Annotated in this window: 24 protein-coding genes and 3 tRNA genes; 17 read left to right on the top strand and 10 right to left on the bottom strand. The window is 73.8% G+C overall.

Going from position 1 to position 25,324, the window contains the following annotated elements:
• Positions 1-12 precede the first annotated feature (12 nt).
• A complete protein-coding gene (locus GA0070620_RS14665) occupies positions 13-1,002 on the bottom strand; it encodes an endonuclease/exonuclease/phosphatase family protein (RefSeq protein WP_091591183.1) in 990 nt (329 codons plus the stop codon).
• Between the two features lie 368 nt (positions 1,003-1,370).
• Between GA0070620_RS14665 and GA0070620_RS14660 the strand changes: the two genes are divergently transcribed.
• The 8 genes from GA0070620_RS14660 to GA0070620_RS14625 all read left to right on the top strand — a co-directional run bounded on the left by GA0070620_RS14660 (position 1,371) and on the right by GA0070620_RS14625 (position 7,552).
• The gene (locus GA0070620_RS14660) at positions 1,371-1,871 is read left to right on the top strand and encodes a hypothetical protein (protein WP_091591180.1); all 501 of its coding nucleotides are present in this window, start codon (positions 1,371-1,373) and stop codon (positions 1,869-1,871) included.
• Positions 1,872-2,067: 196 nt separating this feature from the next.
• Entirely contained in the window at positions 2,068-3,117 is a 1,050-nt protein-coding gene (locus GA0070620_RS14655) for an AAA family ATPase (protein ID WP_091591178.1), read from the top strand.
• Positions 3,114-4,130, top strand: coding sequence for a DUF58 domain-containing protein (locus tag GA0070620_RS14650; protein ID WP_091591175.1), 1,017 nt, complete (start codon positions 3,114-3,116; stop codon positions 4,128-4,130). The genes GA0070620_RS14655 and GA0070620_RS14650 overlap by 4 nt, the downstream gene beginning before the upstream one ends.
• Positions 4,127-5,086 carry a VWA domain-containing protein gene (locus GA0070620_RS14645; protein WP_091591174.1) on the top strand — a complete coding sequence of 320 codons (960 nt, stop codon included), beginning with the start codon at positions 4,127-4,129 and terminating at the stop codon, positions 5,084-5,086. Before GA0070620_RS14650 ends, GA0070620_RS14645 begins: the two co-directional genes overlap by 4 nt.
• Positions 5,087-5,152: 66 nt before the next feature.
• Complete coding sequence (locus tag GA0070620_RS14640) at positions 5,153-6,019, top strand: S1C family serine protease (RefSeq protein ID WP_091591172.1); 867 nt, start codon at positions 5,153-5,155, stop codon at positions 6,017-6,019.
• Positions 6,020-6,129: 110 nt separating this feature from the next.
• Positions 6,130-6,441 (top strand): hypothetical protein, encoded by a 312-nt coding sequence (locus GA0070620_RS14635; RefSeq protein WP_091598782.1) that lies wholly within the window; start codon positions 6,130-6,132, stop codon positions 6,439-6,441.
• 9 nt (positions 6,442-6,450) lie between these two features.
• Entirely contained in the window at positions 6,451-6,876 is a 426-nt protein-coding gene (arfB, locus tag GA0070620_RS14630; RefSeq protein WP_091591170.1) for an alternative ribosome rescue aminoacyl-tRNA hydrolase ArfB, read from the top strand.
• A 91-nt stretch (positions 6,877-6,967) separates the two neighbouring features.
• Entirely contained in the window at positions 6,968-7,552 is a 585-nt protein-coding gene (locus GA0070620_RS14625; RefSeq protein WP_091591167.1) for a GNAT family N-acetyltransferase, read from the top strand.
• 49 nt (positions 7,553-7,601) lie between these two features.
• Here the strand turns inward: GA0070620_RS14625 and GA0070620_RS14620 are convergent, their stop codons facing one another.
• From GA0070620_RS14620 to GA0070620_RS14610, 3 genes are all read right to left on the bottom strand, one after another.
• Positions 7,602-8,645, bottom strand: a complete 1,044-nt coding sequence (locus GA0070620_RS14620; protein ID WP_407940025.1) for an IS110 family RNA-guided transposase — start codon at positions 8,643-8,645, stop codon at positions 7,602-7,604.
• 256 nt (positions 8,646-8,901) lie between these two features.
• Positions 8,902-9,777, bottom strand: a complete 876-nt coding sequence (locus GA0070620_RS14615; protein ID WP_091591162.1) for a 3-methyladenine DNA glycosylase — start codon at positions 9,775-9,777, stop codon at positions 8,902-8,904.
• Positions 9,778-9,813: 36 nt separating this feature from the next.
• Positions 9,814-11,163, bottom strand: coding sequence for a hypothetical protein (locus GA0070620_RS14610; RefSeq protein WP_091591159.1), 1,350 nt, complete (start codon positions 11,161-11,163; stop codon positions 9,814-9,816).
• Positions 11,164-11,329: 166 nt separating this feature from the next.
• On the opposite strand from GA0070620_RS14610, the gene GA0070620_RS14605 reads away from it, so the two are divergent.
• The 4 genes from GA0070620_RS14605 to GA0070620_RS14590 all read left to right on the top strand — a co-directional run bounded on the left by GA0070620_RS14605 (position 11,330) and on the right by GA0070620_RS14590 (position 12,756).
• Entirely contained in the window at positions 11,330-12,133 is an 804-nt protein-coding gene (locus GA0070620_RS14605; RefSeq protein WP_091591157.1) for a fumarylacetoacetate hydrolase family protein, read from the top strand.
• 109 nt (positions 12,134-12,242) lie between these two features.
• Positions 12,243-12,314: transfer RNA gene (locus GA0070620_RS14600), tRNA-Gln, on the top strand.
• 140 nt (positions 12,315-12,454) lie between these two features.
• A tRNA-Glu gene (locus GA0070620_RS14595) sits at positions 12,455-12,527 on the top strand.
• 153 nt (positions 12,528-12,680) lie between these two features.
• A tRNA-Glu gene (locus tag GA0070620_RS14590) sits at positions 12,681-12,756 on the top strand.
• A gap of 164 nt (positions 12,757-12,920) precedes the next feature.
• Here the strand turns inward: GA0070620_RS14590 and GA0070620_RS14585 are convergent.
• Positions 12,921-13,607: an IclR family transcriptional regulator gene (locus GA0070620_RS14585; protein WP_091063967.1), complete on the bottom strand. Its 687-nt coding sequence runs from the start codon at positions 13,605-13,607 to the stop codon at positions 12,921-12,923.
• A 49-nt stretch (positions 13,608-13,656) separates the two neighbouring features.
• On the opposite strand from GA0070620_RS14585, the gene leuC reads away from it, so the two are divergent.
• The 4 genes from leuC to GA0070620_RS14565 all read left to right on the top strand — a co-directional run bounded on the left by leuC (position 13,657) and on the right by GA0070620_RS14565 (position 18,613).
• On the top strand, positions 13,657-15,102 hold the full coding sequence (leuC, locus tag GA0070620_RS14580) for a 3-isopropylmalate dehydratase large subunit (protein WP_091591154.1): 1,446 nt from the start codon (positions 13,657-13,659) through the stop codon (positions 15,100-15,102).
• 13 nt (positions 15,103-15,115) lie between these two features.
• Positions 15,116-15,703 (top strand): 3-isopropylmalate dehydratase small subunit, encoded by a 588-nt coding sequence (leuD, locus tag GA0070620_RS14575; RefSeq protein WP_091591152.1) that lies wholly within the window; start codon positions 15,116-15,118, stop codon positions 15,701-15,703.
• A 172-nt stretch (positions 15,704-15,875) separates the two neighbouring features.
• A complete protein-coding gene (locus GA0070620_RS14570) occupies positions 15,876-16,538 on the top strand; it encodes an HU family DNA-binding protein (RefSeq protein ID WP_331713239.1) in 663 nt (220 codons plus the stop codon).
• 131 nt (positions 16,539-16,669) lie between these two features.
• Positions 16,670-18,613 (top strand): endonuclease/exonuclease/phosphatase family protein, encoded by a 1,944-nt coding sequence (locus GA0070620_RS14565; protein ID WP_091591148.1) that lies wholly within the window; start codon positions 16,670-16,672, stop codon positions 18,611-18,613.
• A gap of 63 nt (positions 18,614-18,676) precedes the next feature.
• On the opposite strand, the gene GA0070620_RS14560 is transcribed toward GA0070620_RS14565, so the two are convergent.
• The 5 genes from GA0070620_RS14560 to cofC all read right to left on the bottom strand — a co-directional run bounded on the left by GA0070620_RS14560 (position 18,677) and on the right by cofC (position 24,465).
• Positions 18,677-19,555, bottom strand: coding sequence for an NUDIX hydrolase (locus tag GA0070620_RS14560; protein WP_091591146.1), 879 nt, complete (start codon positions 19,553-19,555; stop codon positions 18,677-18,679).
• Entirely contained in the window at positions 19,543-21,072 is a 1,530-nt protein-coding gene (locus GA0070620_RS14555; RefSeq protein WP_091591142.1) for a CYTH and CHAD domain-containing protein, read from the bottom strand. Before GA0070620_RS14555 ends, GA0070620_RS14560 begins: the two co-directional genes overlap by 13 nt.
• 25 nt (positions 21,073-21,097) lie before the next feature.
• Positions 21,098-23,443, bottom strand: a complete 2,346-nt coding sequence (locus tag GA0070620_RS14550; protein WP_091591140.1) for an RNA degradosome polyphosphate kinase — start codon at positions 23,441-23,443, stop codon at positions 21,098-21,100.
• A 54-nt stretch (positions 23,444-23,497) separates the two neighbouring features.
• Positions 23,498-23,695 (bottom strand): cold-shock protein, encoded by a 198-nt coding sequence (locus GA0070620_RS14545; RefSeq protein WP_091591138.1) that lies wholly within the window; start codon positions 23,693-23,695, stop codon positions 23,498-23,500.
• A gap of 119 nt (positions 23,696-23,814) precedes the next feature.
• A complete protein-coding gene (gene cofC, locus GA0070620_RS14540; protein WP_231922379.1) occupies positions 23,815-24,465 on the bottom strand; it encodes a 2-phospho-L-lactate guanylyltransferase in 651 nt (216 codons plus the stop codon).
• Positions 24,466-24,591: 126 nt separating this feature from the next.
• On the opposite strand from cofC, the gene GA0070620_RS14535 reads away from it, so the two are divergent.
• Positions 24,592-25,323 carry a lysophospholipid acyltransferase family protein gene (locus tag GA0070620_RS14535; RefSeq protein ID WP_091591132.1) on the top strand — a complete coding sequence of 244 codons (732 nt, stop codon included), beginning with the start codon at positions 24,592-24,594 and terminating at the stop codon, positions 25,321-25,323.
• Position 25,324 lies beyond the last annotated feature (1 nt).

Genomic DNA, 25,324 nt, shown 5'->3' with positions numbered 1-25,324 from the left:
GCCCACCCCCGGTCAGGGGAGGCGGAGGGCGGCCAGGACCGGGCGGTGGTCGGTGCCGGGTAGGTCGAGCACCTCGACCTGCTCGACGGCGACGCGGCGGTCGACCAGGACGTGGTCGATGGTGACCGGCGGGATCAGGTCGCCGTCGTACGGGCCCCAGGTGCCGACGAGCCCCTGGCCGGTGGCGTCGGCCGCGTCGACGTAGCCGGTGCGCAGCAGCGCGCGCAGCGGTGCGTGGTCCAGGGTGGCGTTGAAGTCGCCGGCGAGGATCCGCAGTGGCCCGTCCGGGGTGGCCGTGGGCTGTGCGGCCAGGTCCTCCCGCCAGAAACCGAGCTGGTCCAGCGCGTACGGGGCGGCGGGGTGGGCCGACTCGACGTGCACCGGTGGCGCGCCGGGGACCGTGACCGTGGCGTACGCCTGGGTGAACCCCCAGCCGCCGCGGTGCCGCCGGACCCCCGGCTCGCTGACCGGAAAGCGTGCGTAGAGGCCCGATCCGGGGGTGCCGACCAGCGGGTTGAGCTGCCGGTGGGGCAGCAGCCGGTCGAGCCCGAGTCGGTCGAGGTCGGCCCGTGCGGCGGGGGTGAACTCCTGCAGCACGAGCACATCGACGTCGTGCCGCCGGACCAGGTCGACCAGCACCGCCGGATCGGCGGCGCCGGCGAGGAGGTTGGCGGTGAGCAGCCGTACGGTCGGCCCGTTGGCCTGGGGCGGTTCCGAGGCGAAGGCGCGCGGGCCCACCACGGCGAGCAGCGCGACGGCCGTGACCGCCGCGACCGCCGCCGCCGACCGACGTCGCAGGGCGAGCGCGAGCACCACGGGCAGGGGACTCCAGGCGGCGACGTACGGGGTGAAGGCGAGCGCCTGCACGGCCGGCCCCCGGTCGAGCCCGGCCAGGCGGAGCGCGGCCCAGAGCGCGGCGGGTGCCACGGCGAGCCAGCAGAGGGTGGTCGCCACTCGCCCGGGCCGGGTCTCGGCAGCCGGCTGCCCACCGTCGACGATCATGCGAGCAACCTATCCCGATGCGGGCGGCGCCCGTCGTCCCACCGCCCCCACGCGGCCATTTCATGAATGATCGACTATTCACTTTTCACAATTCTCGGACGCTTTTCCGACGCCCGAACAGGTGCGGTTCACTATTGACGCCCCACATTTTACGATGCTACGTTCCACGTGGTTGGAGCCCGGCAACGCTGAGTAGTAATACCTGCTCAGCCTGGGTCTGGATCGCCTGGGGAGCGATATTTACGGTGCGGTAGATCCAATTTCCTCGGCGGTTGGCCAGCGGGATCCTCCGGCAATGGGAAAAGGGCAACCATCCGTCCCGCCCCGCGGGTCGGCCGAATTCGCACGGTCACACAAGGGGGACCACCATGACCATTTCCTTCCGACGCAAGGCGGCTGCGGTCACGTTCGCCGTCCTGGGGCTCACCCTGGCCGGGGGCGGGATCGCCATCGCCCAGCCGGCCGCGAAGGCGCCCGAGGCCGTCCAGCCCGCGGCCCGGGCCAACGGCTCGCAGCCGCCGGTGTCGGCGGAGTCGGCGCGCGTCTCGCGGGCGCTCACCGCCAAGGCGACGACCCTCGCCGCCGCCACCACCCTCACGGTCGTGAACGCCAACGGCACCAAGGCCCGGGGCACCGGCACCGTCATCAAGTACGGCGTCGGCCAGTACGAGGTCCAGTTCGGCTACGTCGTCACGGGTGGGGTCTACGTGGCCACCATCGGGCGGCCCGACTCCTGCTGCGTCCCGCCGTCCGGTGAGGTCGCCGTGGCGCCGCGGCTCCAGACCTCCAACGGGGTCTTCGTGCAGACCCGCAACTCGGCGGGTGTCGCGGCGGACCTGCCGTTCCACCTGGTCGTCCACCTGTCCTGACCCGCACGGACGTCGGCCCCCGCGCGATCCCCGCGCGGGGGCCGACGTGCGCCGTCCGCTCCTCGCCGGGCCGATCCTGCCGACGTGACCCGTCCGTCCCCCGCCCGGGCGGGTTGTCCCGTTCCGGGGTTGAAAAGGCCGCTCCGGCGCTGATAATCCGACGTTTGTCCGACCATCGGCACGGGAAGCAAGCACCGTGACGGACATCTCGGACACCCTGGCCAGCCTGCCCAGCGCGGTCGAAGCCGAACCGGCACCGGCCGACCTGGAACAGACCCTCATCGAGGTCAGACGCGTGATCGTCGGGCAGGATCGGCTCGTCGAGCGCCTGCTCACCGCCCTTCTCGCCGACGGGCACTGCCTCCTGGAGGGAGTGCCCGGCGTGGCCAAGACGCTCGCCGCGCAGACCCTCGCCACCGTCGTCGGCGGCACCTTCTCCCGGATCCAGTTCACCCCCGACCTCGTCCCCTCCGACATCGTCGGCACCCGGATCTACCGGGCGTCGCAGGAGACCTTCGACATCGAGCTGGGCCCGGTGATGGCCAACCTGGTGCTCGCCGACGAGATCAACCGGGCCCCGGCCAAGGTGCAGTCCGCGCTGCTGGAGGCGATGGCCGAGCGGCAGGTCTCCATCGGCGGGCGCACCTTCCCGGTGCCCTCGCCGTTCCTGGTGCTCGCCACCCAGAACCCGATCGAGTCGGAGGGCGTCTACCAGCTGCCCGAGGCGCAGCGGGACCGGTTCCTCATGAAGGTCGTCGTGGACTATCCGAGCGACGCCGACGAGCTGGCGATCCTCTACCGGATGAGCACCGACCGACCCACGCCGCACCGGGTGCTCGACCCGGACCGGCTGCGCCAGCTCCAGGAGCGGGCCGAACGGGTCTTCGTCCACCACGCGCTGGCCGAGTACGTGGTGCGGCTCATCCTGGCCACCCGGGACCCCGGGCGGTTCGGTCTCCAGGACGTGGAGCCGCTGCTCGCGTACGGGGCGAGCCCCCGGGCCACCCTGGGCCTGGTCGCCGCCGCGCGCGCCCAGGCGCTGCTGCGCGGCCGGGAGTACGTCCTGCCGGAGGACATCCGCGAGCTGGCCCCCGACGTGCTCGCCCACCGCCTCGTGCTCTCGTTCGACGCGATCGCCGACGGCGTGACCGCCGAGTCGGTGGTACGCCGGCTGGTGGACGCGGTGCCTCCGCCCCGGCTCGCCGCGCAGCCCGAGCAGGCGTCGTCGGATCTGGCGGCGGCATGAGGCGCGGAGTCACCGCGACGCCGCCCGTCGCGGCGGATCCGGGCCTCGCCGAACTGACGCCCGACCAGCGGCTGCGCCGGTTGGAGCTGACCGTCCGGCGGCGGCTGGACGGCCTGCTCCACGGCCAGTACCGCGGGCTGCTGCCGGGGCCCGGCAGCGAGCCGGCCGGCAGCCGCGAGTACCGGCCCGGCGAGGACGAGGTGCGCCGGATGGACTGGGCGGTGACCGCCCGGACCGCGGTGCCGCACGTCCGCGAGGTCGACGCGGACCGGGAACTGACCACGTGGTTGCTGGTCGACGGCAGCGCGAGCATGGAGTTCGGCACGGCCGAGCTGGACAAGCGGGAGCTGTCCGTGGCGGCGGTTGCCGCGATCGGCTTTCTCACCGCCGGGGTGGGTAACCGGCTCGGTGCGCAGGTGGTCACGTCCTCGGGGTTGCGCGGGTTTCCCGCGCGCGGCGGGCGTACGCACCTGCTGAGCCTGCTGCGAACCCTGCTGCACGCGCCGCGCAGCGCTTTGCGCGAGGGGCCCGGGGTGCCCGCGTCGCCGGACCTGGCCGACGCGCTCGCCGCGGTGCACCGGGTGGCGAACCGGCGGGGCCTGGTCGTCGTGGTCTCCGACTTCCTCGACGGTCTGCCCGACGATCCCGACGAACCGCCACCCTGGGAACGGCTTCTGCGCCGACTCGCCGTCCGCCACCAGGTGCTCGCCGTGGAGGTTACCGACCCGCGCGAGCTGGAGCTGCCCGACGTCGGGCTGGTCACGCTGGTCGACCCGGAGACCGGCCACCGCCGCGAGGTGTCCACGTCGGACCGATGGCTGCGGGACCGGTACGCGGCGGCCGCCGCGGCCCAGCGCGACCAGGTGCGCCAGGTGCTGCGCCGTAGCGGCGCGGGTCACCTGGCGTTGCGTACCGACCGGGACTGGTGCGCCGACATCGTGCGGCACGTGCGGTCCCACCGGCGTCTGGCGGCTGCCGCCGCCGCGGGCGCGGGCCGGGGAGGTGCCTCGTGACCTGGCTGTCACCGGCCCGGCTCTGGCTGCTGATCGGGGTGCTCGCCCTGGCGGCGGCGTACCTGCTGGTGCAGCGACGTCGCAGCCGGTACGCCGTGCGCTTCACCAACCTGCGGCTGCTCGACCGGATCGCGCCGGAGCGACCGGCGTGGCGCCGGCACGTGCCCGCCGGACTCTTCCTCGCCATGCTGGCGCTGCTGGTGGTCGGCTTCGCCCGACCCACGGCGGAGGTACGCGTGCCCCGCGAGCGGGCCACCGTGATGGTGGCGGTCGACGTCTCGACCTCGATGCTCGCCACCGACGTCGACCCCGACCGGTTGGCGGCGGCCAAGCAGGCCGCGAGCCGGTTCGTGGACGGCCTGCCGGAGGAGTTCAACGTGGGGCTGGTGGCGTTCGCCGGCAGCGCCGCGGTGCTGGTGCCGCCCGGCACCGACCGGGAGCGCCTGCACGAGGGCATCGACCGGCTCGCCGAGGGAATCACCGGCGTACAGGGCACCGCGATCGGCGAGGCGATCAACACCTCGCTCGGCGCGGTGAAGGGCCTGGACAGTCAGGCGGCCAAGGAACCACCACCGGCCCGGGTCGTGCTGCTCTCCGACGGCGCCAACACGTCCGGGCTCGACCCGATGGAGGCCGCCGCGGCCGCGGTCGCCGCCAAGGTGCCGGTGCACACCATCTCGTTCGGCACCCCGAGCGGCTCCGTCGACCGGGGTGGGCGGCCGATCCAGGTGCCGGTGGACGGGCAGACCCTGCAGGCGGTCGCCGACGAGACCGGCGGCATGTTCCACCAGGCGAGCACGAGGGAGGAGCTGCGCGCGGTCTACGAGGACATCGGCACGTCGGTCGGCTACCGCACCGAACGGCAGGACGTCTCCGCCCGGTTCATCGGTCTCGGGCTGGTGTTCGCGATGGGGGCGGCGGCCGGCTCGATGCGCTGGTTCTCCCGGCTGCCCTGACACCCGGCGACCGGTCCGCACCCGGCCAGGTCGCCCGCTCAGACCCACCCGACGTGAGGAGTACGCATGGCTGTGCAGACCGGACTGGGTGAGCCGCGCGGTCCGTGGTTCGTCTCCCCGGAGCTGGACCCGGACGGCCGGTACGGGGACGGATCCGGGTCGGGACGCGAGGCCGCCGCCCGACGCTGGCGCCGTCGGCTGCTGGCGGGTCTGGCCGTCGTGGCCCTCTCCTCGGCCTCGGGTGCCGCGGCCGGCGGCTGGGTGGCGAGCCGCGACGGCGAACCGGGACCGGCCGCGGCCTCGGCGGCTCCCGTGCCGGCCGAGCTGGTCACCGCGGCGGAGCGGACCGTGCCGGGGGTGGTGTCGGTGATGGTCGGCGGTGGCGGCTCCGGTGCGGCGACCGCCACCGGCTCCGGTTTCGCCGTCGACAACGAGCAGCACATCATCACGAACGACCACATCCTGGCCAAGGGCGGCGGCGGTTCGGTCACGGTGGAGCTGCCGGACGGCCGCCGGTACACGGCGGAGGTCGTCGGCCGCGAGTCGAGCAGCGACCTGGCCGTGCTCAAGGTGCCGCCGAACGCCGGGCTGGCGGCGTTGCCGCTGGCCAAACCGGGGTCGACCCGGGTGGGCGAACCGGTGCTGGCCGTCGGTTCGCCGCTCGGCCTCGCCGGCACCGTCACGGCCGGGATCGTCAGCGCGTTGAACCGTCAGGTGCGGCTCGGCCCCAACCGGCACACGGCGGTGCAGACCGACGCGTCCATCAACCCGGGCAACTCGGGTGGGCCGCTGGTGAACGCGCGCGGCGAGGTGGTCGGGGTGAACACCGCGATCGCGACCATCGACGGCAACGGCTCCATCGGCATCGGTTTCGCCATCCCGATCGAACAGGTGCAACAGACGGCCGACACGATCATCGGCAAGGGCGGCTGAGCTGCGGGTACCGGTCGATAGCGCGCCGTGGGAAGCCGATTACTGTCGGATATCCGGCCAGGGAGCATCGGGCCATGGAAATATTACGCTGAGTGTGGATACTGGCGTGGGTGGAAGGTCCTCTCATCGCGGTCCTCCTCCTGGTGGGCCTGCTCGTCGGATCAGGTGTGGGGTCGGCCTACACCCGCGCGCGGCGCGGCTGGGCCGACTACCAGACGGCGAAGAAGGGTGTGCCGGGCGCACGGAAGACGGCCTGGCTGCTGATCCGCGCGGTCACCACGAAGATCGGCGTGATCGCCCTGCTGTTGATCGGCGCGGTCGCGTACGCCGCGGTCGGCTCAGACGACGAGACGGCCGGCCCGGCGCCCAGCCCGAGCGTCACCAGTCCGGCCGCGACGGAAAGTGAGCGGGCCGGGCGCTAGCCTCAGAGGGTGGATGGCGGACTGCGGGTGACCGAGCGGTGGATCGTTCCACCCACCGAGCTACGGGAACGCTTCTCCCGGTCGTCCGGCCCCGGTGGGCAGGGAGTCAACACCGCCGACTCGCGGGTCGAGCTGAGCTTCGACCTGGCGGGCTCGCCCAGCGTGCCGGAGTCGCTGCGGGCCCGCGCGCTGAGCCGGCTCGCCGGGCGGCTTGTCGACGGTGTGCTCACCATCGCGGCGAGCGAGCACCGGGCGCAGCTGGCCAACCGCGAGGCCGCCCGCGAGCGGCTCGCCGCCCTGCTCCGCGAGGCCGTGGCGCCGCCACCCCCACCGCGTCGGCCGACCCGCCCGTCCCGGGGCGCCAAGGAGCGCCGGCTGGCCGAGAAGAAGCGCCAGTCGCAGCGCAAAAGGGATCGCCGCGTCGACGGGGACTGACCCCCGGTCCGGCCGGATAATCGCTCGGTGCCGGCGCCCACGTTTGCGTACCGTGCCGGGACATGACCACCGGCATTCCGCGAGATCCGCGATGACCGTCCCCTTCTCCGTGAAGCCCACGCTGACCGGCGAGCGGGTGCTCCTGCGGCCGTTCGTCGACGCCGACCTGGACACGTTCCGGGTCGCCCTGGCCGACCCGGAGGTGCGCCGACTCACCGGCAGCCCGCCCGACGACACGTTCGACGAGGGGCGGCTCCGGCAGTGGTACGGCAGCCGTAACGCCCAGACCGACCGCCTCGACCTGGCCGTCGTCGACCGGGCCGGTGGCGACTGCGTCGGCGAGGTGGTGCTCAACCTGTGGGAGCCGCACAACCGCAGCTGCAGCTTCCGGATCCTGATCGGGCCCGGCGGGCGCGACCGCGGCCTGGGCACCGAGGCCACCCGGTTGCTGGTCGGTCACGCCTTCGAGCAGCTCGGCCTGCACCGCGTGTCGCTGGAGGTGTACGCGTTCAACCCGCGCGCCCGGCGGGCGTACGAGAAGGTCGGCTTCGTGGCCGAAGGGGTGCTGCGGGACGCGCTGCGCGACGGGGACGGCTGGGTGGACGCGATCGTGATGTCGATCCTGGCGCCGGAGTGGGCGGCGCACCGGGGCCACCCGGGCACGGCAGCGGCATAGGCGGACCCGCGGCGGCCCCGGTCCGGCACCGGGACGCTCCTATGCCGCGTCAAGTGGTCCTGGTGGAGGTTTCGAGGTGTCGGTAGAGCTCTCGGGCGACGTAGCGTTTGAGGCAGCGTTTGATCTCCCGGTCGGTTTTGCCTTGGGTGCGGCGGCGCTCGGCATAGGCGCGGGTGCGTTCGTCGCGTTGCAGCCGGGTCAGGACGACGGTGTGCAGGGCGCGGTTGAGTTGGCGGTCTCCTGAGCGGTTGAGCCGGTAACGGATGGTCTTGCCGGAGGACGCCGGGATCGGGGCGGCGCCGGCGAGCATGGCGAACGCGGCGTCGTTGCGGCAGCGCCCCGGGTGGGACCAGGCGGTGAGTACGGTGGCCGCGACGATCGGTCCGACGCCGGTGAGGTCGAGCAGGTCTGGTCGCCAGGAGCGCACGATCGTCCGGATCGCCTTCTCGTGCGCGGTGGCTTCAGCTTCGAGGAAGCGGACGCGGCGAGCGAGGTCCCGCAACACGGTCAGACAGGTGAACACCTCGACATCGGCGTTGGTGGTGGGGCGTAGTCGGGTGGCGGTGGTGAGCATGAGGCGGGTGCTCTGGCCGCGGAAGCGGGCCCGCACCACCTCAGGAGCGGTGATCACCAACGCGTGCAGCTGTCGCTGGGCGGCAGCGCTGGCTTCCACGGCGGCGCGGCGGGCGGTCAGCCGTGCCTGCAGAGCGGCCCGTTCGGGGCCGGTCTTGGGCTGCGCCAGGCGGGTGCGGGCCAAGGCGTCGCGGGCGGCGCGTTCGGCGTCGATCGGGTCGGACTTCGCCCCGCCTCGGCGTGCCGGTCGCTGCGGCCGGTCCAGTTCCACGACCAGCTCACCAGCGTCGGCCAGGTGCCGGGCCAAGCCGGCGCCGTAGCCGCCGGAGCCCTCCAGCGCCCAGGCCCGCAACCCTGAGTGCTGCTCGGCCAGGGCCACCAGCTCGGCGTAGCCGTCCGGGTCGGTGTTCACCGTGGCCCTGGCGAGGACTCCGCCGGTGCGGGTGTCGAGCAGCGCGGCGGTGTGGGTGTCTGTGTGCGTGTCGACGCCGATGACGACCTCGACCAGATCTGCCAGCATGGACATGCGTTCTCTCCAAACCGTGGGGACGCAAGGTCCGGTCCGGTGCGGAGATGGCAGGACTGTGATGAGACACGCCAGCCGCTAACTGGCGGTCAAGCTCCTGATCAGGCCAAACGTCTCCCGCCGGGCCGGCGCCGGCAGCAGCAGACGGACAAGTCCCGGCAAAGGCACGAAGCCAGTCAGAGCAAGAGTCACGTCCGCTGCCGCCGACCATCAGCCCATCACCTGCGGACCGACCCCGCCAGCCTCACAGTCAGAGCAGGCGGTCGCACTCCGCGATGAGCCGGGCCCGCAGCGGGGCGGCGCGCTCGGCGAACGACCGTTGCGCCCGCGCGTACTCGTGCCGGCCCTCGGCGGTCTCCACCCGCACCGGCGGGTGGCCCAGATCGGCCAGGTCGTACGGGCTGGCCCGCATGTCCAGCGTGCGGATCTCCCGGGCCAGCGCGAAGGCGTCCGCGACCAGCTCGCTCGGCACCAGCGGGGAGAGCTTGTAGGCCCACTTGTAGAGGTCCATGTTGGCGTGCAGACAGCCCGGCTGCTCGTGGGCGTGCTGGGTCTCCCGCGTCGGGGTGAGCAGGTTCAGCGGACGAGCCGGCGCGGTGAAGAACCGGTACGCGTCGAAGTGGCTGCACCGGATCCGGTTCGCCTCCACCGTCCGCGCGGTCTCCTCCGGGCTGAGCCGCAGCGGCCAGGCGTTGTGGCGCACCTCCGCCTGGGTCTGCCGGTAGACCATCGCCCACTCGTGCATCCCGAAGCATCCGATGTGCGGCGGGCGGTCCGCCGTCGCGGCGAGCAGGGACCGGATCCAGCGGATCGACTCGGCGCGCCGCGCGCGTACCGCCTCGGTGTCGAGGGTGACCCCGGCGGACCCGGCGCGGTAGTCGCGGCCGAACTCGGCCGGGTCGGCGTCGCGCAGCTCCACCCCGGCGCCCGGATGCCAGCGGCGCAGCTGCGCCGGACGGTGCGAGTAGTAGGTGAAGAGGAAGTCCTCCACCGGATGTTTCTCGCCCCGCCGGCGGCGGGCCAGGTGCGGGGTGAGCCAGGCGTCGACCCGCTCCTCGTGCGCCCGCCGACGGGCCCGCCAGCCCGCCGCGTCGAGCGCGGTGGTGGCGGCGAGGGCGGCGGTCACGGACCCCAGGGTACGACCGCCGCCCCGCGCCCGGCCTCAGGGCATGTCCACCCGGACCCCGGCCGAGAACACCCCGCTGCGCAGCTCGAGCTGTTTCGGCGGGTCCTGCCCGTCGACGGTGAAGACCAGCGGCAGCACGACCCGGCTGCCGGCGGCGACCGGTTGGGCGAAGACGTCCCGCCCCAGGTTGGCCCGCCGGGTGGCCTCCTCGTCGGTGCCCACCCACCGGCCGCCCGGCAGGTACGCCCGCTGCAACTGACCGTGCCAGGCCTGGTGCTCCGGCGTGAGGTTGCGCACACCGACGGTCGCCTGGCACTGCCGCCCGGTGGCAGCGCCGGCCGTCGAACAGGCCATCCGGTAGACGGTGAACTCGAACGCCGTCTCCCGCAACGGCATGCCGACCGGCCCGGCCACGCCCTTGCCCCGCCACGCCCCGCTGGTCGGCTGGCTGTCCGTGTCGACGGCGGCGACCTGGCGGGTCGCGGTGAAGCCGGCCACGCCCACCACCGCGGCGAGCACCACCACGGCAGCCCCCACCAGCAGCCACACCGGTGGCTTGCGTCGACGCGTCGTCGGCCGGGGCGCCGACGGGCGGGGGTAGATGGTTCCCCGCCCCTGGCGGGGGTCGTTCGACGGCGGCGGGGTGCCGGTGGCGAGCGCGGCGGCCACCGGGCGTCGGCGGTGACGCCGCCACAACCACCAGCCGAGGCCGGCGAGCAGCAGCACCCCGAGCCCGACGCCCACCAGCACCGGGACCTGTTGCCAGGCCGGCGTGCTGTCGCCCCGGTTCACCGGGCCGCCCGCCGCGTTCCAGGTGGCGGTCGCGCAGTCGTACGGCCGGTTGCCGTCGCTGGTGAACGCGCAGGCCGGCGCGGTCACCGCCTGACCCGTCGGGGCGCCGGCGAGCGACGTGTTCAGCGTGGTGACGCTTCGCGCCGGGAGCTTCAGCCGCCACGTCACCTCGCTCGCGGACTGGCCGGCGATCGGGCCGGATTGACCGCCGGCGGTGATGAGCGACGCCTTCGCGCCCGCCGGAAGCTCCTGCCGGATGGTCGTCTCCACCGGGGAGTTCCCGCTGTTGCGGACGTGGATCCGGTAGGCCGGGGCCGGCGTGGGCGCCGGCGCGACGGCCACCGTGACCGGCGGCTTCGGCGGCGGCGGCAGGGCCTGGGTCGGTGTGGGCACCGCCGGTGGCGCCGCTGGCATGCCCGGCTTGGCGGAGTTCGCCGTCTCCGACGGTGTCGGGTCGGGCGCGGCCACCGCCGGTCGCGGCTGTGCGGCTGCCGGGTCGGGCACCACCGCGGGCAGCGCCGGCACGGCGGCGAGGATGCCGAGGCAGTGTACGAACACCGCGAGGGCCTTGTGGTGTCGTGTCGATGCAGGCATACGAACGAACCTCCGGAGCCGACGCTAGGGGCGCGGTCACGTCGTGCGGGTACGAAGTCGGGAAACCGGCCCCGGTCACCCGCCCGTCGCGTAAGCTGCCCCGCCCGGACGGCCCGGCTGGGACGGCCCGACCTGGGACGACCGTTCGCGGGGTTAGATTGGCCTGGTGCGTATCGCTCGTTTCGCTCATGCCAAGGGAATGTCGTTCGGGGTCGTCGAGGGCGAGCCGGAGGCCGGGCCGCAGGGTCTGACCATCGCCGAGATCGAGGGCCACCCGTTCGGCCAACTCACGTTCAGCGGCGCCCGGTGGGCGCTCTCCGATGTCCGCCTGCTCTCGCCGATCCTGCCCAGCAAGGTCGTCTGCGTCGGCCGCAACTACGCCGAGCACGCCGCCGAGCACGGCAACGAGGTGCCGAAGGAGCCGCTGCTCTTCCTCAAGCCGTCCACCTCGGTGATCGGGCCGCGGGACGCCATCCGTCTGCCGATCTTCTCGAAGCAGGTCGAGCACGAGGCGGAGCTCGCGGTGGTGATCGGGGCGCCGGGAGCGCGCCGGGCCGACCGCGCCGCCGCCGAGAAGGCCATCTTCGGCTACACCTGCGCCAACGACGTCACCGCTCGGGACCTCCAGCGCTCCGACGGCCAGTGGACCCGGGCCAAGGGCTTCGACTCGTTCTGCCCGATCGGCCCGTGGATCACCACCGGCCTGGACGTCAGCGACCTGGAGATCCGCTGCGAGGTGGGCCCCGACCCGGACGCCCTGGAGGTCCGGCAGATCGGCCGCACCCGGGACATGGTCTTCGACGTGCCGGCGCTGGTGTCGTACATCTCGCACGTGATGACGCTGCTGCCCGGCGACGTGGTGTTGACCGGCACGCCGGCGGGGGTTAGCCCGCTCACCGACGGGGATACGGTCACCGTGCGGATCGAGGGGATCGGCGAACTCACCAACCCGGTGGTCCCGGTCGCCTGATCCGGCGTCCGACAACCCGAAACCACAGCTCAGACGGGACATCGGGGGTTGGATTTGGCCTGTCGGCGGCGGGAGGGTAAAGTTCATTCCCGGCGCCGCAAGGGGCCAATGGGGTATGGGGTAATTGGCAGCCCGACTGATTCTGGTTCAGTTAGTCTAGGTTCGAGTCCTGGTACCCCAGCGCAGCCGACGATTCGCGAGAATCCCGGCCGCTGGATTCTGGCGGAGTTCCGCTCCGCTCCTCGCGAGAGGGGCGGCAGCTCATGATCTCTGATAGAGTCGCAGCTTCCCGCCCGCGAGGGCGTGGAAGCATGAAGTTCTGGCCCCGTCGTCTAGCGGCCCAGGACGCCGCCCTCTCAAGGCGGTAGCGCCGGTTCGAATCCGGTCGGGGCTACGTAACGTCGACAGCCCGTCCCACCTCGTGGGGCGGGCTGTTTCGTGTTCCCGCCCCGTTTCGACAGCCCGACCCCCTCGTCGAGGGCTGGAGATGGTGCCGCTAGACTACTGCCGCACCGCCCGCCAGGGCGGTGAAGCAGGAAAAGTGCCTGGCCCCGTCGTCTAGCGGCCCAGGACGCCGCCCTCTCAAGGCGGTAGCGCCGGTTCGAATCCGGTCGGGGCTACCAACCCGAAGAGCCCGTCTCGCCGAGCGAGACGGGCTCTCTGCTGTTCTGCCCCTCCGCTACGCCAGAGTTGATCAAGAAGTTTGCGTCAGGATCGGGCTGGATCGTGACGCAAACCTCTTGATCAACTCCGTGAGGGCGGGTGGGGGTGGGGGTGGGGGTGGGGGTTAGAGGCCGGAGAGGCGTTGGCCGGCTCGGACCACGGCCATCGCGTGGCGCTCGCCGGGGCGGCGGCCGAGGCGCTCGATCGGGCCGGAGATGCTGACCGCGGCGATCACCCGGCCGGTGCGGTCGCGGATCGGCGCCGAGACGCTCGCCACACCCGCCTCCCGCTCGGCCACGCTCTGCGCCCAGCCTCGGCGGCGTACCTCGGCGAGCGTGCGGCCGGTGAACTTGGCGCGCGGCAGCAGCGGCATCACCGCCTCCGGTGGCTCCCAGGCGAGCAGGATCTGCGCCGCCGAGCCGGCCGTCATCGGCAGCACCGAACCCACCGGGACGGTGTCCCGCAGGCCACTGGCCCGCTCCGCGGCGGCCACGCAGATCCGCTCGTCCGCGCGGCGCAGGTAGAGCTGCGCGCTCTCGCCGGTGGCGTCGCGCAGGGCGGCGAGCAGGGGCTCCGCCGCGGTCAGCAGGACGTCGGGCGCGGCGTTGGCCAGCTCACCCAGCCGTGGGCCGGGACGCCAGCGGCCCTGTGTGTCCCGGACCAACATCCGGTGGATCTCCAGGGCCTGTGCCAGCCGGTGCGCGGTGGCCCGGGGCAGCTTCGTGCGCTCAACGAGTTCGGCCAGGCTGGCGCCGTCCACGCAGGCGGCCAGGATGACCACCGCCTTGTCGAGAACGCCGACACCGCTCATACTGTGTCCCACAAGCCGAAACTTACCTCCCAGAATTTAGGATGTCCAGATGGTGGGAGTCACTCCCAGGCCGAGAACCCTGGCCGAGAAGGTTTGGGACGCGCACGTCGTGCGATCCGCCGCGGGCGAGCCGGATCTGCTCTACATCGACCTGCACCTGCTGCACGAGGTGACGAGCCCGCAGGCGTTCGACGGGCTGCGGCTCGCCGGGCGCCCGGTGCGCCGGCCCGACCTGACGATCGCGACCGAGGACCACAACACCCCGACGGGGTACGCCGACCCGGCGTTCCGGCAGCGGCGTGGCGACCTGCTCACCATCGCCGACCCGACCTCGCGTACGCAGATCGAGACGCTCCGGCGCAACTGCGCCGAGTTCGGGCTCCGGCTGCACCCGCTCGGTGACGACAACCAGGGCATCGTGCACGTCATCGGTCCGCAGCTCGGGCTCACCCAGCCCGGTATGACGATCGTCTGCGGCGACTCCCACACCGCCACCCACGGCGCGTTCGGGGCGCTCGCCTTCGGCATCGGCACCAGCGAGGTGGAGCACGTCCTCGCCACCCAGACGCTCCCGCAGAGCCACCCGAAGACCATGGCCGTCACCGTCACCGGCCGCCTCGGCCCCGGCGTCACCGCCAAGGACCTGGTGCTCGCGCTGATCGCCAAGGTCGGCACCGGCGGCGGGCGTGGGCACGTCGTCGAGTACCGCGGCGAGGCGATCCGGGCCCTGTCCATGGAGGGCCGGATGACCATCGCCAACATGTCCATCGAGTGGGGCGCCAAGGCCGGCATGATCGCGCCGGACGAGACGACCTTCGCGTACCTGAAGGGGCGGCCGAACGCGCCGCAGGGCGCGGACTGGGACGCGGCGGTCGCCTACTGGCGGACGCTGCCCACCGACGAGGGCGCGACGTTCGACGCCGAGGTGACCCTCGACGCGAGCGAGATCACCCCCTTCGTCACGTGGGGCACGAACCCCGGCCAGGGTGCGCCGCTGAGCGAGGCGGTGCCGGACCCGGAGGAGTTCACCACCGAGTCGGAGCGTGCGGCGGCCCGGCGGGCGCTGGAGTACATGGACCTGCGCCCGGGGACCGCGCTGCGCGACCTCGCGGTCGACGTGGTGTTCGTCGGGTCCTGCACCAACGGCCGGCTGGAGGACCTGCGCGCCGCCGCCGACGTGCTGCGGGGGCACACGGTCGCGGACGGCGTCCGGATGCTGGTCGTGCCCGGTTCGGCCGCGGTGCGGGAGGCGGCCGAGGCGGAGGGGCTGGACAAGGTCTTCACCGACGCCGGCGCCGAATGGCGTTTCGCCGGCTGCTCGATGTGCCTGGGCATGAACCCGGACACGTTGAAGCCGGGGGAACGCTCCGCCTCCACGTCCAACCGCAACTTCGAGGGCCGTCAGGGCCGGGGCGGGCGTACGCACCTGGTCTCCCCGCCGGTCGCCGCCGCGACCGCCGTGGTCGGCCGGCTCGCCGCTCCCGCCGACCTGTGAGGGGACACCACTGATGGAGAAGTTCACCACCCACACCGGCACCGCCGTGCCGCTGCGCCGTTCCAATGTGGACACGGATCAGATCATCCCGGCCGTGTACCTCAAGCGGGTGACGCGGACCGGTTTCGCCGACGGGCTCTTCAACGCCTGGCGCGAAGATCCGGAATTTGTCCTCAACGATGCCTCGCATTCGGGCGCGTCGATTCTCGTCGCCGGGCCGGAGTTCGGCACCGGGTCCTCCCGGGAGCACGCCGTCTGGGCGCTGCGCGACTGGGGGTTCCGGGCCGTGATCTCGCCGCGCTTCGGTGACATCTTCCGCGGCAACTCGCTCAAGGAGGGGCTGCTGCCGGTCGAGTTGGAATTGAAGGCGGTTGAGGAGTTGTGGGATCTGGTCGAGTCCGACCCAACCACCCCGGTGACCGTCGACCTGACCGCCCGCGAGGTCCGCGCCGGTGACGCCACCTGGTCATTTCCGCTCGACGATTTCAGCCGGTGGCGGTTGATGGAGGGCTTGGATGACATTGGACTAACCCTCCGGCACGAGGCCGACATCGCCGCGTACGAGGCGTCCCGACTGCCGTTCCTGCCGTCCGTGTCGTAGCCGAACGCCCGAGCCACACATCGGATTCGCCCCCACCGGTCCACCCGGTGGGGGCGAATCCGTTACGACACAAGGGCTTTTTTCCACCGAATGTTTGTGTCCAGGCAGCACAGGGCATACCGTGCGCGCAGAATGGCTCGCGACGAGTCAGTTGCACAATCGGGAGGAAGTCGTGAACAAGGCCGAGCTCATCGAGGCGCTCGCCGTTCGCCTGGGGGACCGGAAGACGGCGACGGCCGCGCTCGAGGCGGTCCTCACTGAGGTCCAGGCGGCGGTCACCAAGGGCGAGAAGGTGGCGATCACCGGTTTCGGAGCGTTCGAAAAGCGCGTCCGGGGCGCGCGAACAGCCCGGAACCCCCGCACCGGCGAGGCGGTGAAGGTCAAGAAGACATCGGTCCCGACGTTCCGCCCGGGGGCCGGTTTCAAGGAGATGGTGGCCAGCGGCAAGGTGCCGAAGGCCGCGGCGGCGGCGAAGAAGACCGTGACGGCGGCGAAGACCACCGGCACCAAGACCACCGGCGCGAAGGCGACCGGGGCCAAGGCGACCGGAGCGAAGGCCACCGGCACCAAGGCCACGGCCGCCAAGAAGACGGCCGGCACCAAGGCCACGACGGCGAAGAAGACGTCCGCGGCCAAGAAGACCACCGCGGCGACCAAGACCACGGCGGCCAGCAAGGCCACGGCCAGCAAGAAGGCGGCGCCGGCGCGGAAGACCGCGGCGGCGGGCCGGACGGCGGCGGCGAAGAAGACGACCGCCTCGGCCAGCAAGAGCACGGCGGCCAAGAAGGCGCCGGCCAAGAAGGCACCGGCCAAGAAGGCGGCAAGCCGCCGCTGACGGGCCGACTCGAAGGGCGTCCACCGCAACGGGTGGGCGCCCTTCGGCGTGCCGGAGGCGTTGACCGGTCGCGGTTTCCGCACGGAGAATCGCCGGGCCGGCGCCCCTCCGCCGGCACGAGGGAGGGCGCCGTGCGTCACCGTCGAATCGCGGCCGGCGGGCTCGCCCTGGGCGTCGTGCTCCTCACCGACGTGCTGCGCGTCTGGCTGCCGGGCATCATCACCATCTTCGGGCAGGCCGCCTCCACCCCCGCCGAGCTGATGGGTGCCTTCGCCCTCGGCTGGTTCGTCCTCGCCCTGGCCACGCCCGCCCTGATCCGCCGGGTCGGCGCGCGCCGGGTCACCCTCGTCGCGGCCGTGCTGCTGGCCGTGCTGCGACTCGCGCTCACCGCGTCTCCCGGCGGGCGGCCCCAACTCTGGCTGGCCACCGCCGGCCTGCTCGCCGGGCTCGTCTGGCTCGCCGGCGCCGCCGCCGCAACCGACCAGCCCGTGCCGGGGCTGGCACTTGGACTGGCCCTCGGCGCGGCCGGGCACGCCGTCCTCGACACGTACGACCTGGTCTGGCGCGGCGACGTGCTGGCCTGGCTGGTCAGCGCGGTACTGGTGCTGCTCTTCCTGGCGACGCAGGCGGTCCGCTCCGGGCCGCCCGGCCCCGGCGGTGCCCGCGCCTGGCTGCTGGCCGGTCCGGCGCTGCTGCTCGCCGGCATGCTCGCGTTGTCCCCGGCGGTGGCCCGCACCGCGAGCTCCTACCTGTGGGGCGAGGACGGCGTCGCCGTCAGCCCGGTGTTCGGCCTGGCGCCCGTGCCGTTCGCGGTCGCCGGCTTCCTGCTGGCGGCGCTGGCACCGCTGCCGCGCCGGGTCGGGCGGCTACTCGGCCCGGTGGTCCTGCTGACCGGCGTCGTGCTGTTCGCCCTCGACCGGGGCCGGCTGCTGCTCCCGGCGCTCCTGCTCGCCGCCGTGGGACTCGGCTTCTGCCTGTCGACCGCCGCCCGCGCGAGCGATGGACCGGTCGCCGGCGGCACGGCCACCTCCGCCCGCGTGAGCGGTGGACCAGGCACCGACGGCACCACCACCTCCGACAGGGCCGCGCGCCGGGCGTACGCGGCCACCGGCGGCCTGCTCGTCTTCGCGGTCGCCGCCGTGGCCTACTACTCGGCGTACGACCTCGGCTATCCCCACTCCTGGGTGCCCGTGACGGTCGCCGGGCTGGTCGCCGCCGTGGTGGTGACCGCGCCTCCCGACGGGCGGCCGGTGCCCGTGCCGCTGCCGGCCGTCCGCACCACCGCCGTCGTCGCCGCGCTGGCCCTGCTCGGCCCGCTGGGTGGCGCCGACGAGGGGCCGCTGGACGACAACCGGGGTGAGCCACGACCGGAGCTGACGGTCGTGGCGTACAACATCCGTATGGGCTTCGGCCTGGACGGCCGACTCGACCTGCCCGGTCTGGAACGCGCGGTGGGACCGCGTACGCCGGACGTGGTGGTGCTCAGCGAGGTCGACCGGGGCTGGCTGCTCAACGGCGGTCACGACACCCTCGACCTGCTCGCCGACCGGCTCGGCCTGCCGTACGTGTTCGCGCCCGCGGCCGACACGCTGTGGGGCGACGCGGTGCTCACCCGTTGGCCGGTCAGCGCGCCGCGTACCCGGCCGCTGTCGGCGGTGGGCGCGCCGACCGGGGCGCAGGCCCTGGCGGTCACCCTCGACCTCGGCGAAGGGCTGCGCGTCGCGGTGGTGAGCACCCACCTGCAACCACCGCCTGGGCAGGGCCCGGTGGTGCAGGCGCGCGAGGTCGCCGCGTTCGCCACCGGCTACGCGGCGGGACGTCCCCTGGTGGTCGCCGGTGACCTGAACACGCAGCCCGGTGACCCGGCGTTCGGGGAGTTGACCCGGGCCGGGCTCGTCGACGCCCTCGCCGCGGCCCGGCCGCTGGCGACGAGCCCGGCCGACGATCCGCGGGAGCAGATCGACCATGTCTTCGTGACCCCGGACCTCGCCGCCACGGGGGCGGTCGCGCCGCCCAGCACCGCCAGCGACCATCTCCCGGTCGCCGTGACCCTCACCCTGCCACGAGGACGGTGACCGAGCCGCCGACCGGTGACTCCCGACGGCGACCCCGGCGCGGCGCGGGCCAACGTGCTGGGCTCAGAGCCGTTCGGCGGCGAGCAGCCCGTCGGCGGTGAAGACCAGCAGCCAGCCGCCGCCCTTCGGGGTGGTGAAGTCCTCGCCCACGCGGCCGCTGAGCTGCTCCAGGGCGCCCGGGATCACCTTGCCCTGGCTGCACACCGCCACCTGGCCGTCCGTGCCGCCCAGCTCGAGCAGGCGGGCGGCGAGGGCCAGTGCGCGTTCGTCGCGCTGCTGGCCGGGGCCGGGCTCGTCCAGGTCGCCGCAGACCTCGATCGGCAGGTCGAGCCGCCGGGCCGTCGGGTCGAGGGTCTGCACGCACCGGCGCGGGGACGCGGAGAGCAGACGATGCGGGCGGAGCAGCGGGAGCAGGTCGGCGAGCGCCGCCGCCTGGGCCCGCCCCTCGTCGTCGAGGGGACGCGCGGTGTCCGGCCCGGACCAGGTGCCCCGCTTGCCGGCGTGCGCGTGCCGCACCAGCGCGACCGTGCCGGTCGCCCGCGGAAGCGCGGCGAACGCGGCCAGCACCTCGGCGTCGTGCGGGTAGCTGACCAGCCGGATCGCGTCGTCGACGGCGAGCCAACGCACCTCGTCCACCTCGGTGCCGGGCTGGAAACCGCCCTCCGCGACGGCCCGCATCGACCAGTAGTCGACCACCTTGGGCCGGCCCTCGCTGCGGTAACGGGCGGACGGCAGCCGCACCTGCGGCACGGCGCGGACGTCGGTCTCCTCGGCCACCTCGCGGACGGCCGCCGCCAGCGGCGGCTCAGCGGGCTCCAGTTTGCCCTTGGGCAGCGACCAGTCGCCGTAGCGGGGGCGGTGCACCAGGCAGACCTCCACCCCGTCCGGCGTGGGCCGCCAGGCCACCCCGCCGGCCGCCCGGATCTCGGTCACCGCAGCCACCGGGTCCGCTTCCGCCGGGTGGCCCGGTGCCAGGCCGCCGGGAACTCCGCGCGGACGCGGCGGACCGAGGCCCGTTCCCGTTCGGCGAGCCGGCCGGCGGTGACCGCCAGCTCGTGGTCGGTGGGGTGCTCGGCCGCCAGGGCCAGCCAGGTGTGCGCGGCCACGGCGGCGTCCTGGTGCTCGCCGAGCAGCTTCTGCACCCGGCTCAGCGCGGCGCCGAGCCGCCGGGCGCGCCGGCCGAGCACCGGTGTCGCCGCGTCGACCGCGTAGCGGGCCTGCTTGCCCTGCTTGCGGACGGCGTGCCACCGCTCGTCCGGGTCGGTCGGGCCGAGCGTCGCCACCTCGCCCGGCCGCTTCTTCCCGCCCGCGAGCCGGCGCCACGGCTTCGCCACCAGCCGGGGAAGCACCCGCTCGGCCGGCTCCGCCGCCCTCGACCGCAGCCGGGGCGCCCGGGCGGCCAGCACCAGGGAGTCCACCAGCGCCAGGTAGCGCAGGGAGTGCAGCGCCTCGTCCACCGCCGCGAGCGCCCGCTCCTGCCGCTCGGCGAGCGCGGCGTCCAGCCGGTCCACCGCGGCCCGGTCGAGCGGGCTGGTCGGGTCGGCGGTGGCGGTGCGGCGCAGGCGATCCCGCAGCACCTCGGCGTCCCGGGCCGCGCCGAGCACCTCACCGAGCCACCGCAGCTCGTCGCGCAGCGGGCGGGACCAGGCCGGTCGCAGCAGCGGCGCGAACGTCCGCAGGTCGCTGCGGAGCCGCCGGCAGGCCACCCGCATCTGGTGGACCGGGGTGTCGTCGGGCATCGGCGCGCGCAGCCGCACCAGCGGGTCGTGCTCCACCAACCGGCGTACGCCGTGCCGGACGGCCTCGGTGACGACGTCACCGGCGGTCGGGTCGGCGGGCAGGCCGGCGGGTGGGACGAGGTCCGGTTCGCCCTCGGCGGCGGGCCCGAGCGCGCGGACGTGCTTCGGCACGAACGATCCGCCGTGTGCACCCGCGTCGCGCAGCACCGCGCCGACCCGGTCCAGCAGAGCCCGGCCGCCGGCCTTGCGCTCCACCTCCAGCTCCCGGAACCCGCCGCGCGGGGAGCCGTCGCCGGCGAGCGTCGTCACCCGGTCGTCGACCACCTCGGCGAGCACGTCGCCGTCAGCGCCGACCACGTCGTACGCGTGCCGCTCGGTGCGAACCACCACGGCCGGCGCCAGCGCGGCGCCCCGGGAGTGGACGGTGACCAGCGTGACCAGCTCGGCGGGCGGGTCACCGGCCGGGCCCGGGCGGGAGATCTCCTGCCGGACACCGGGCAGGTCGGTCGGCAGCTTCACCGTCCACGGCAGCTCGTCGCCCTCCCGGCGGCGCAGGGAGACCCCGGCGCGGGCGAGCCGCAGGTCGACCGTGTCGAAGTAGGTGGCCACCAGCGTCACCGGCGGCCGGGCGCGCACCTCGCCGCCGGACGGGGCGGCGACGGACAGGTCGGGCAGCACGAAGGTGTCGTCCACCTCGTACTTCCGCTCCTCCTCCACCATCCCGTCAGCCTATGCCCCGCGCGGGTCAGCCGGCGGTGCCACCGACGCGGCGCAGCAGCAGCTCCTGGAGGTGCCCGAGCGGCTCCTCCGGGCTGCCCGCACGCCGGCTCCACGTGCCGTCGGGGTGCAACTCGAACGCCTCCACCTCCGGGTTCATGGCGGCGGTGAGGACCTGGTCCAGTTCGGCGCGGGCGACCGGGTCAGTGACCTGCACCAGCGCCTCCACCCGCCGGTCCAGGTTGCGGTGCATCAGGTCCGCCGACCCGATCCAGAACTCGGCGTCACCGTTGTTGCCGAACCGGAAGACCCGCGAGTGCTCCAGGAACCGGCCGAGGATCGAGCGGACCCGGATGTTCTCCGACAGCCCCGGCACCCCGGGCCGCAGCGTGCACATGCCCCGGATCAGCAGGTCCACGTGGACCCCGGCCCGGGAGGCCCGGTAGAGCGCGTCCGTGATCTCCTCGTCGACCAGCGCGTTCACCTTGAACTGCACGAGACCGGGCATGCCCAGCCGGACGTGGGAGATCTCCCGTTCGATGCGCTCGATGAGACCGCTGCGGATGCCCTGCGGGGCGACCAGCAGCCGCCGGTACGCGGTCTGCCGGCTGTAGCCGGTCAGCACGTTGAACAGGTCGGTCAGGTCGGCGCCGATCTCCGGATCGGCGGTGAGCATCCCGAAGTCCTCGTAGAGCCGGGCGGTCTTCGGGTGGTAGTTGCCCGTGCCGATGTGGCAGTAGCGGCGGATCTGGTTGCCCTCCTGGCGTACCACCAGGGCCGTCTTGCAGTGCGTCTTCAGCCCGACCAGGCCGTAGACCACGTGGCAGCCGGCGCGCTCCAGCGTCCGCGCCCAGCCGATGTTGGCCACCTCGTCGAAGCGCGCCTTCACCTCGACCAGCACCACGACCTGCTTGCCGGCGGCGGCGGCGTCGACCAGGGCGTCGACGATCGGGGAGTCGCCGCTGGTGCGGTAGAGGGTCTGCTTGATGGCCAGCACGTTCGGGTCGGCGGCGGCCTGCTCGATGAAGCGCTGCACGCTCGTCGCGAACGAGTGGTAGGGGTGGTGCACCAGGATGTCCCCGTCGCGCAGGGTGGCGAAGACACTGCGCGGCACCTCGCCCTCGGCGAGCCGTGGGTGCGTGGCGGGGACGAACGGCTTATCCTTCAGGTCCGGCCGGTCGGCCTCGCCGTAGAGCTGCCACAGCGCCGACAGGTCGAGCAGGCCGGGCACCCGCAGCACGTCCTGGTCGTCCATGTCCAGCTCACGGACCAGCAGCTCCAGCATGTGGTCGCTGATCGAGGCGGCGACCTCCAGCCGCACCGGCGGACCGAACCGGCGGCGGGCCAGCTCCCGTTCCAGGGCCTGGAGCAGATCCTCGTCCCGGTCCTCGTCGACCTCCACCTCGGCGTTGCGGGTCACCCGGAACAGGTGGCACTCGACCACCTGCATGCCGGAGAAGAGCTGCCCCAGGTGCACCGAGATCAGGTCCTCCACCGGCAGCATCCGGACGCCCGGCTGGTCCCGGGCCACCCGGACGAAGCGCGGCACGTTGTTCGGCACCTTCACCCGAGCGAACAGCTCCGACCCGCCGTCCGGGTCGCGTACGGCCACGGCCAGGTTGAGCGACCGCCCCGAGATGTACGGGAAGGGGTGCGCCGGGTCGACCGCGAGCGGCGTCAGCACCGGGAAGATCTGTTCCCGGAAGTAGGTGCGCAGCCGTTCCCGCTCGGCGTCGTCCAGGTCGCCCCAGCGCAGGATGCGGATGTCCTCAGCGGCGAGCCTCGGCAGCACGTCGTCGACGAAGCACGCCGCGTGCCGGGCGACCAGCTCGGCGCTCTTCTCGGCGATCTGCGCCAACTGCGTACGCAGTGGCATCCGGTCACCGCCGCGGACCGGCAGGCCGGCCTGCAGGCGGCGCTTCAGGCCCGCCACCCGCACCATGTAGAACTCGTCGAGGTTGCTGGCGAAGATGGCCAGGAACTTCGCGCGTTCCAGCAGCGGCGTCCGGGGGTCCTCGGCGAGCGCCAGCACCCGTGCGTTGAAGTCGAGCCAGGAGAGTTCCCGGTTGAGGAACCGGTCCTCGGGCAGCGGCTCGGGGGCCGGCGGCTCCTCCGGGTCCAGCACCTCCTCCAGGCCGGAGGAGGCGGCCGGCGCGTCGGCGAGGGGCACGTCGGCGCGGGCGGCCCGGGGGGACTCGGCCTGACCGGCGTCGCCGGGCGCGGCGGTGGGGCGGAACGGGGCGTCCGGAACATCCGGGGAGCCCGGTGCGTCGGCGGGGCGGAACCGCCCGTCGGTGCCACGCGTGCGGGTGCCGTTACGGGCCGCGGAGCGCTCGGTCGCGGGCGGCGCGGGATCTTCGCGAGGGGTGCTCACCTGCTCATGATTCCCCGATTCCGGTGAACGCAAAATGAACTTGACGGCGACGTGTCAGCTCATCGTCGGCAACGTCACCCGTACGACCTCGCCGGCCGCGTCGGTCTCCACCCGGACCCGCTGGCCGAGGCGGAGCAGTCGCAGACCGGAGGCGTCGAAGGCGCGGGCCGGGAACGCCAGCTCGGTGCCGTCGTCGAGGAGCAGCATCCCGCTGCGCGTCGCCGCGTCGTAGGTGGCCACCGTGCCCTGCATGCCAGCACCGTACACCGGTCAGCCCGGCGCGCCGGCCGGGCTGACCGGTGTGGTCAGCCCGGCGCACCGGCCGGGCTGCGTTGTGGTCAGCCCGGCGCGCCGGCCGGGCTGCGTTGTGGTCAGCCCGGCGCGCCGGCCGGGCTGGCCTTTGGGCCGGCGAGCGCGGCGGTGCGGGGACCGAGCCCGAGCGCGGTGGCGGCGGCCAGGTCGGCCGCGGTGTCGACGTCGCGGCGCAGGCTCGGCCAGTCGCCGCTCAGCCGCAGCGCCCCGCTCGCCGCGTGCGCGGCGGCCGAGCCGACGCCGAACCGGGGGTCCAGCGGCGTCCCCGGCGGTGCGGCGAGCAGCACGGTTCCGTCGCCGGGGGCGTCGGCCACGAACCGCCGTACGGCCGGACCGTCCTGCGCCGCCCGCAGCGCGGCGGCCAGGTCGTCCGGGCGCAGCGCGGGCAGGTCGGCGGTGAGGGCGGCGACCCAGCCGCCCCCGTGCGCGGCGGACGCCCCGTGGCGCAGGGCCGCGTTGAGGCCGCCGTCCGCCGGATCGGGCAGCACCCGCGCGCCGGCCGCCCGGGCCGTCGCCGCGACGCGGGCGTCGTCCGTGACGACCACCACCTCGGCGACCGCCGGGCAGGCCAGCACCGCGCGGACCGTGTCGGCCGCCAGGGCGAGCGCCAACTCCTCGTGGCGTACGCGCGGCAGCGCCCCACGCAGGCGACTCTTCGCCGCCGTCAGGGGCTTCACCGGGACCACCACGGTCCACCTCGGCTGACTCACACCGCAATCCTGCCAGCCGGACGGACGTACCCTCACTGGCCCGCACCACGGGGGAGCAGGCATGATTTCGGCTGCGGGTGGCACCGGCGGTCCGGTGCGGGGGCCCGGGGGGCACGAGGAGGCGCGGTGGCACGGCGGAGGCTGGGATTCTGGGCACGGTTCGCCGTGGCACTGGTGAAGCCGCTGATGATCGTGTGGACCCGCCGGACGTGGCGGGGCATGGAGCACCTCCGTCGGGACGGCGGCATCATCATCGTGCCGAACCACCTGTCGCACGCCGACCCGCTGGTCTCCGCGCACTTCATCTACGACTCCGGCCGCTGGCCGCAGTACCTGGCCAAGGCGAGTGTCTTCCGGGTGCCGGTGGTCGGCTGGATCCTGCACCGCTGCCGGCAGATCCCGGTGGAGCGGGGCACGGTGGACGCCGCCCGCTCGCTGGACAAGCTGGTCGGCGCCCTCAACGACGGCGGTGCCGTGGTGATCTATCCGGAGGGCACGACGACCCGCGAGCCCGAGCTGTGGCCGATGAAGGGCAAGACCGGTGCCGCGCGGCTCGCGCTCGCCACCGGCGCCCCCGTCATCCCGGTTGCGATGTGGGGACCGGAGAAGATCTTCGACCCGCGGACCGCGCGGATCAGCCTGCGGCCGCGCATCCCGGTGACCGTCGTGGCCGGGCCGCCGATCGACCTCAGCCGGTGGGCCGGCGCGGCACCGACCCGGACCACGCTGGAGGAGATGACCGAGACGATCATGCTCCGGTTGCGGGACATGGTCGGCGAGATCCGGGGCGGCACCCCGCCACCGCTGTGGGAGCGGCCCGGCCGCGCGCAGCGTCAGCAGCAGGGCGATTCGGCGTGAG

The sequence above is a fragment of the Micromonospora krabiensis genome (assembly GCF_900091425.1).
GTDB lineage: Bacteria > Actinomycetota > Actinomycetes > Mycobacteriales > Micromonosporaceae > Micromonospora > Micromonospora krabiensis.
The sequence above is the reverse complement of the archived record's forward strand: the minus strand, read 5'-3'. Positions and strand labels throughout refer to the sequence as shown.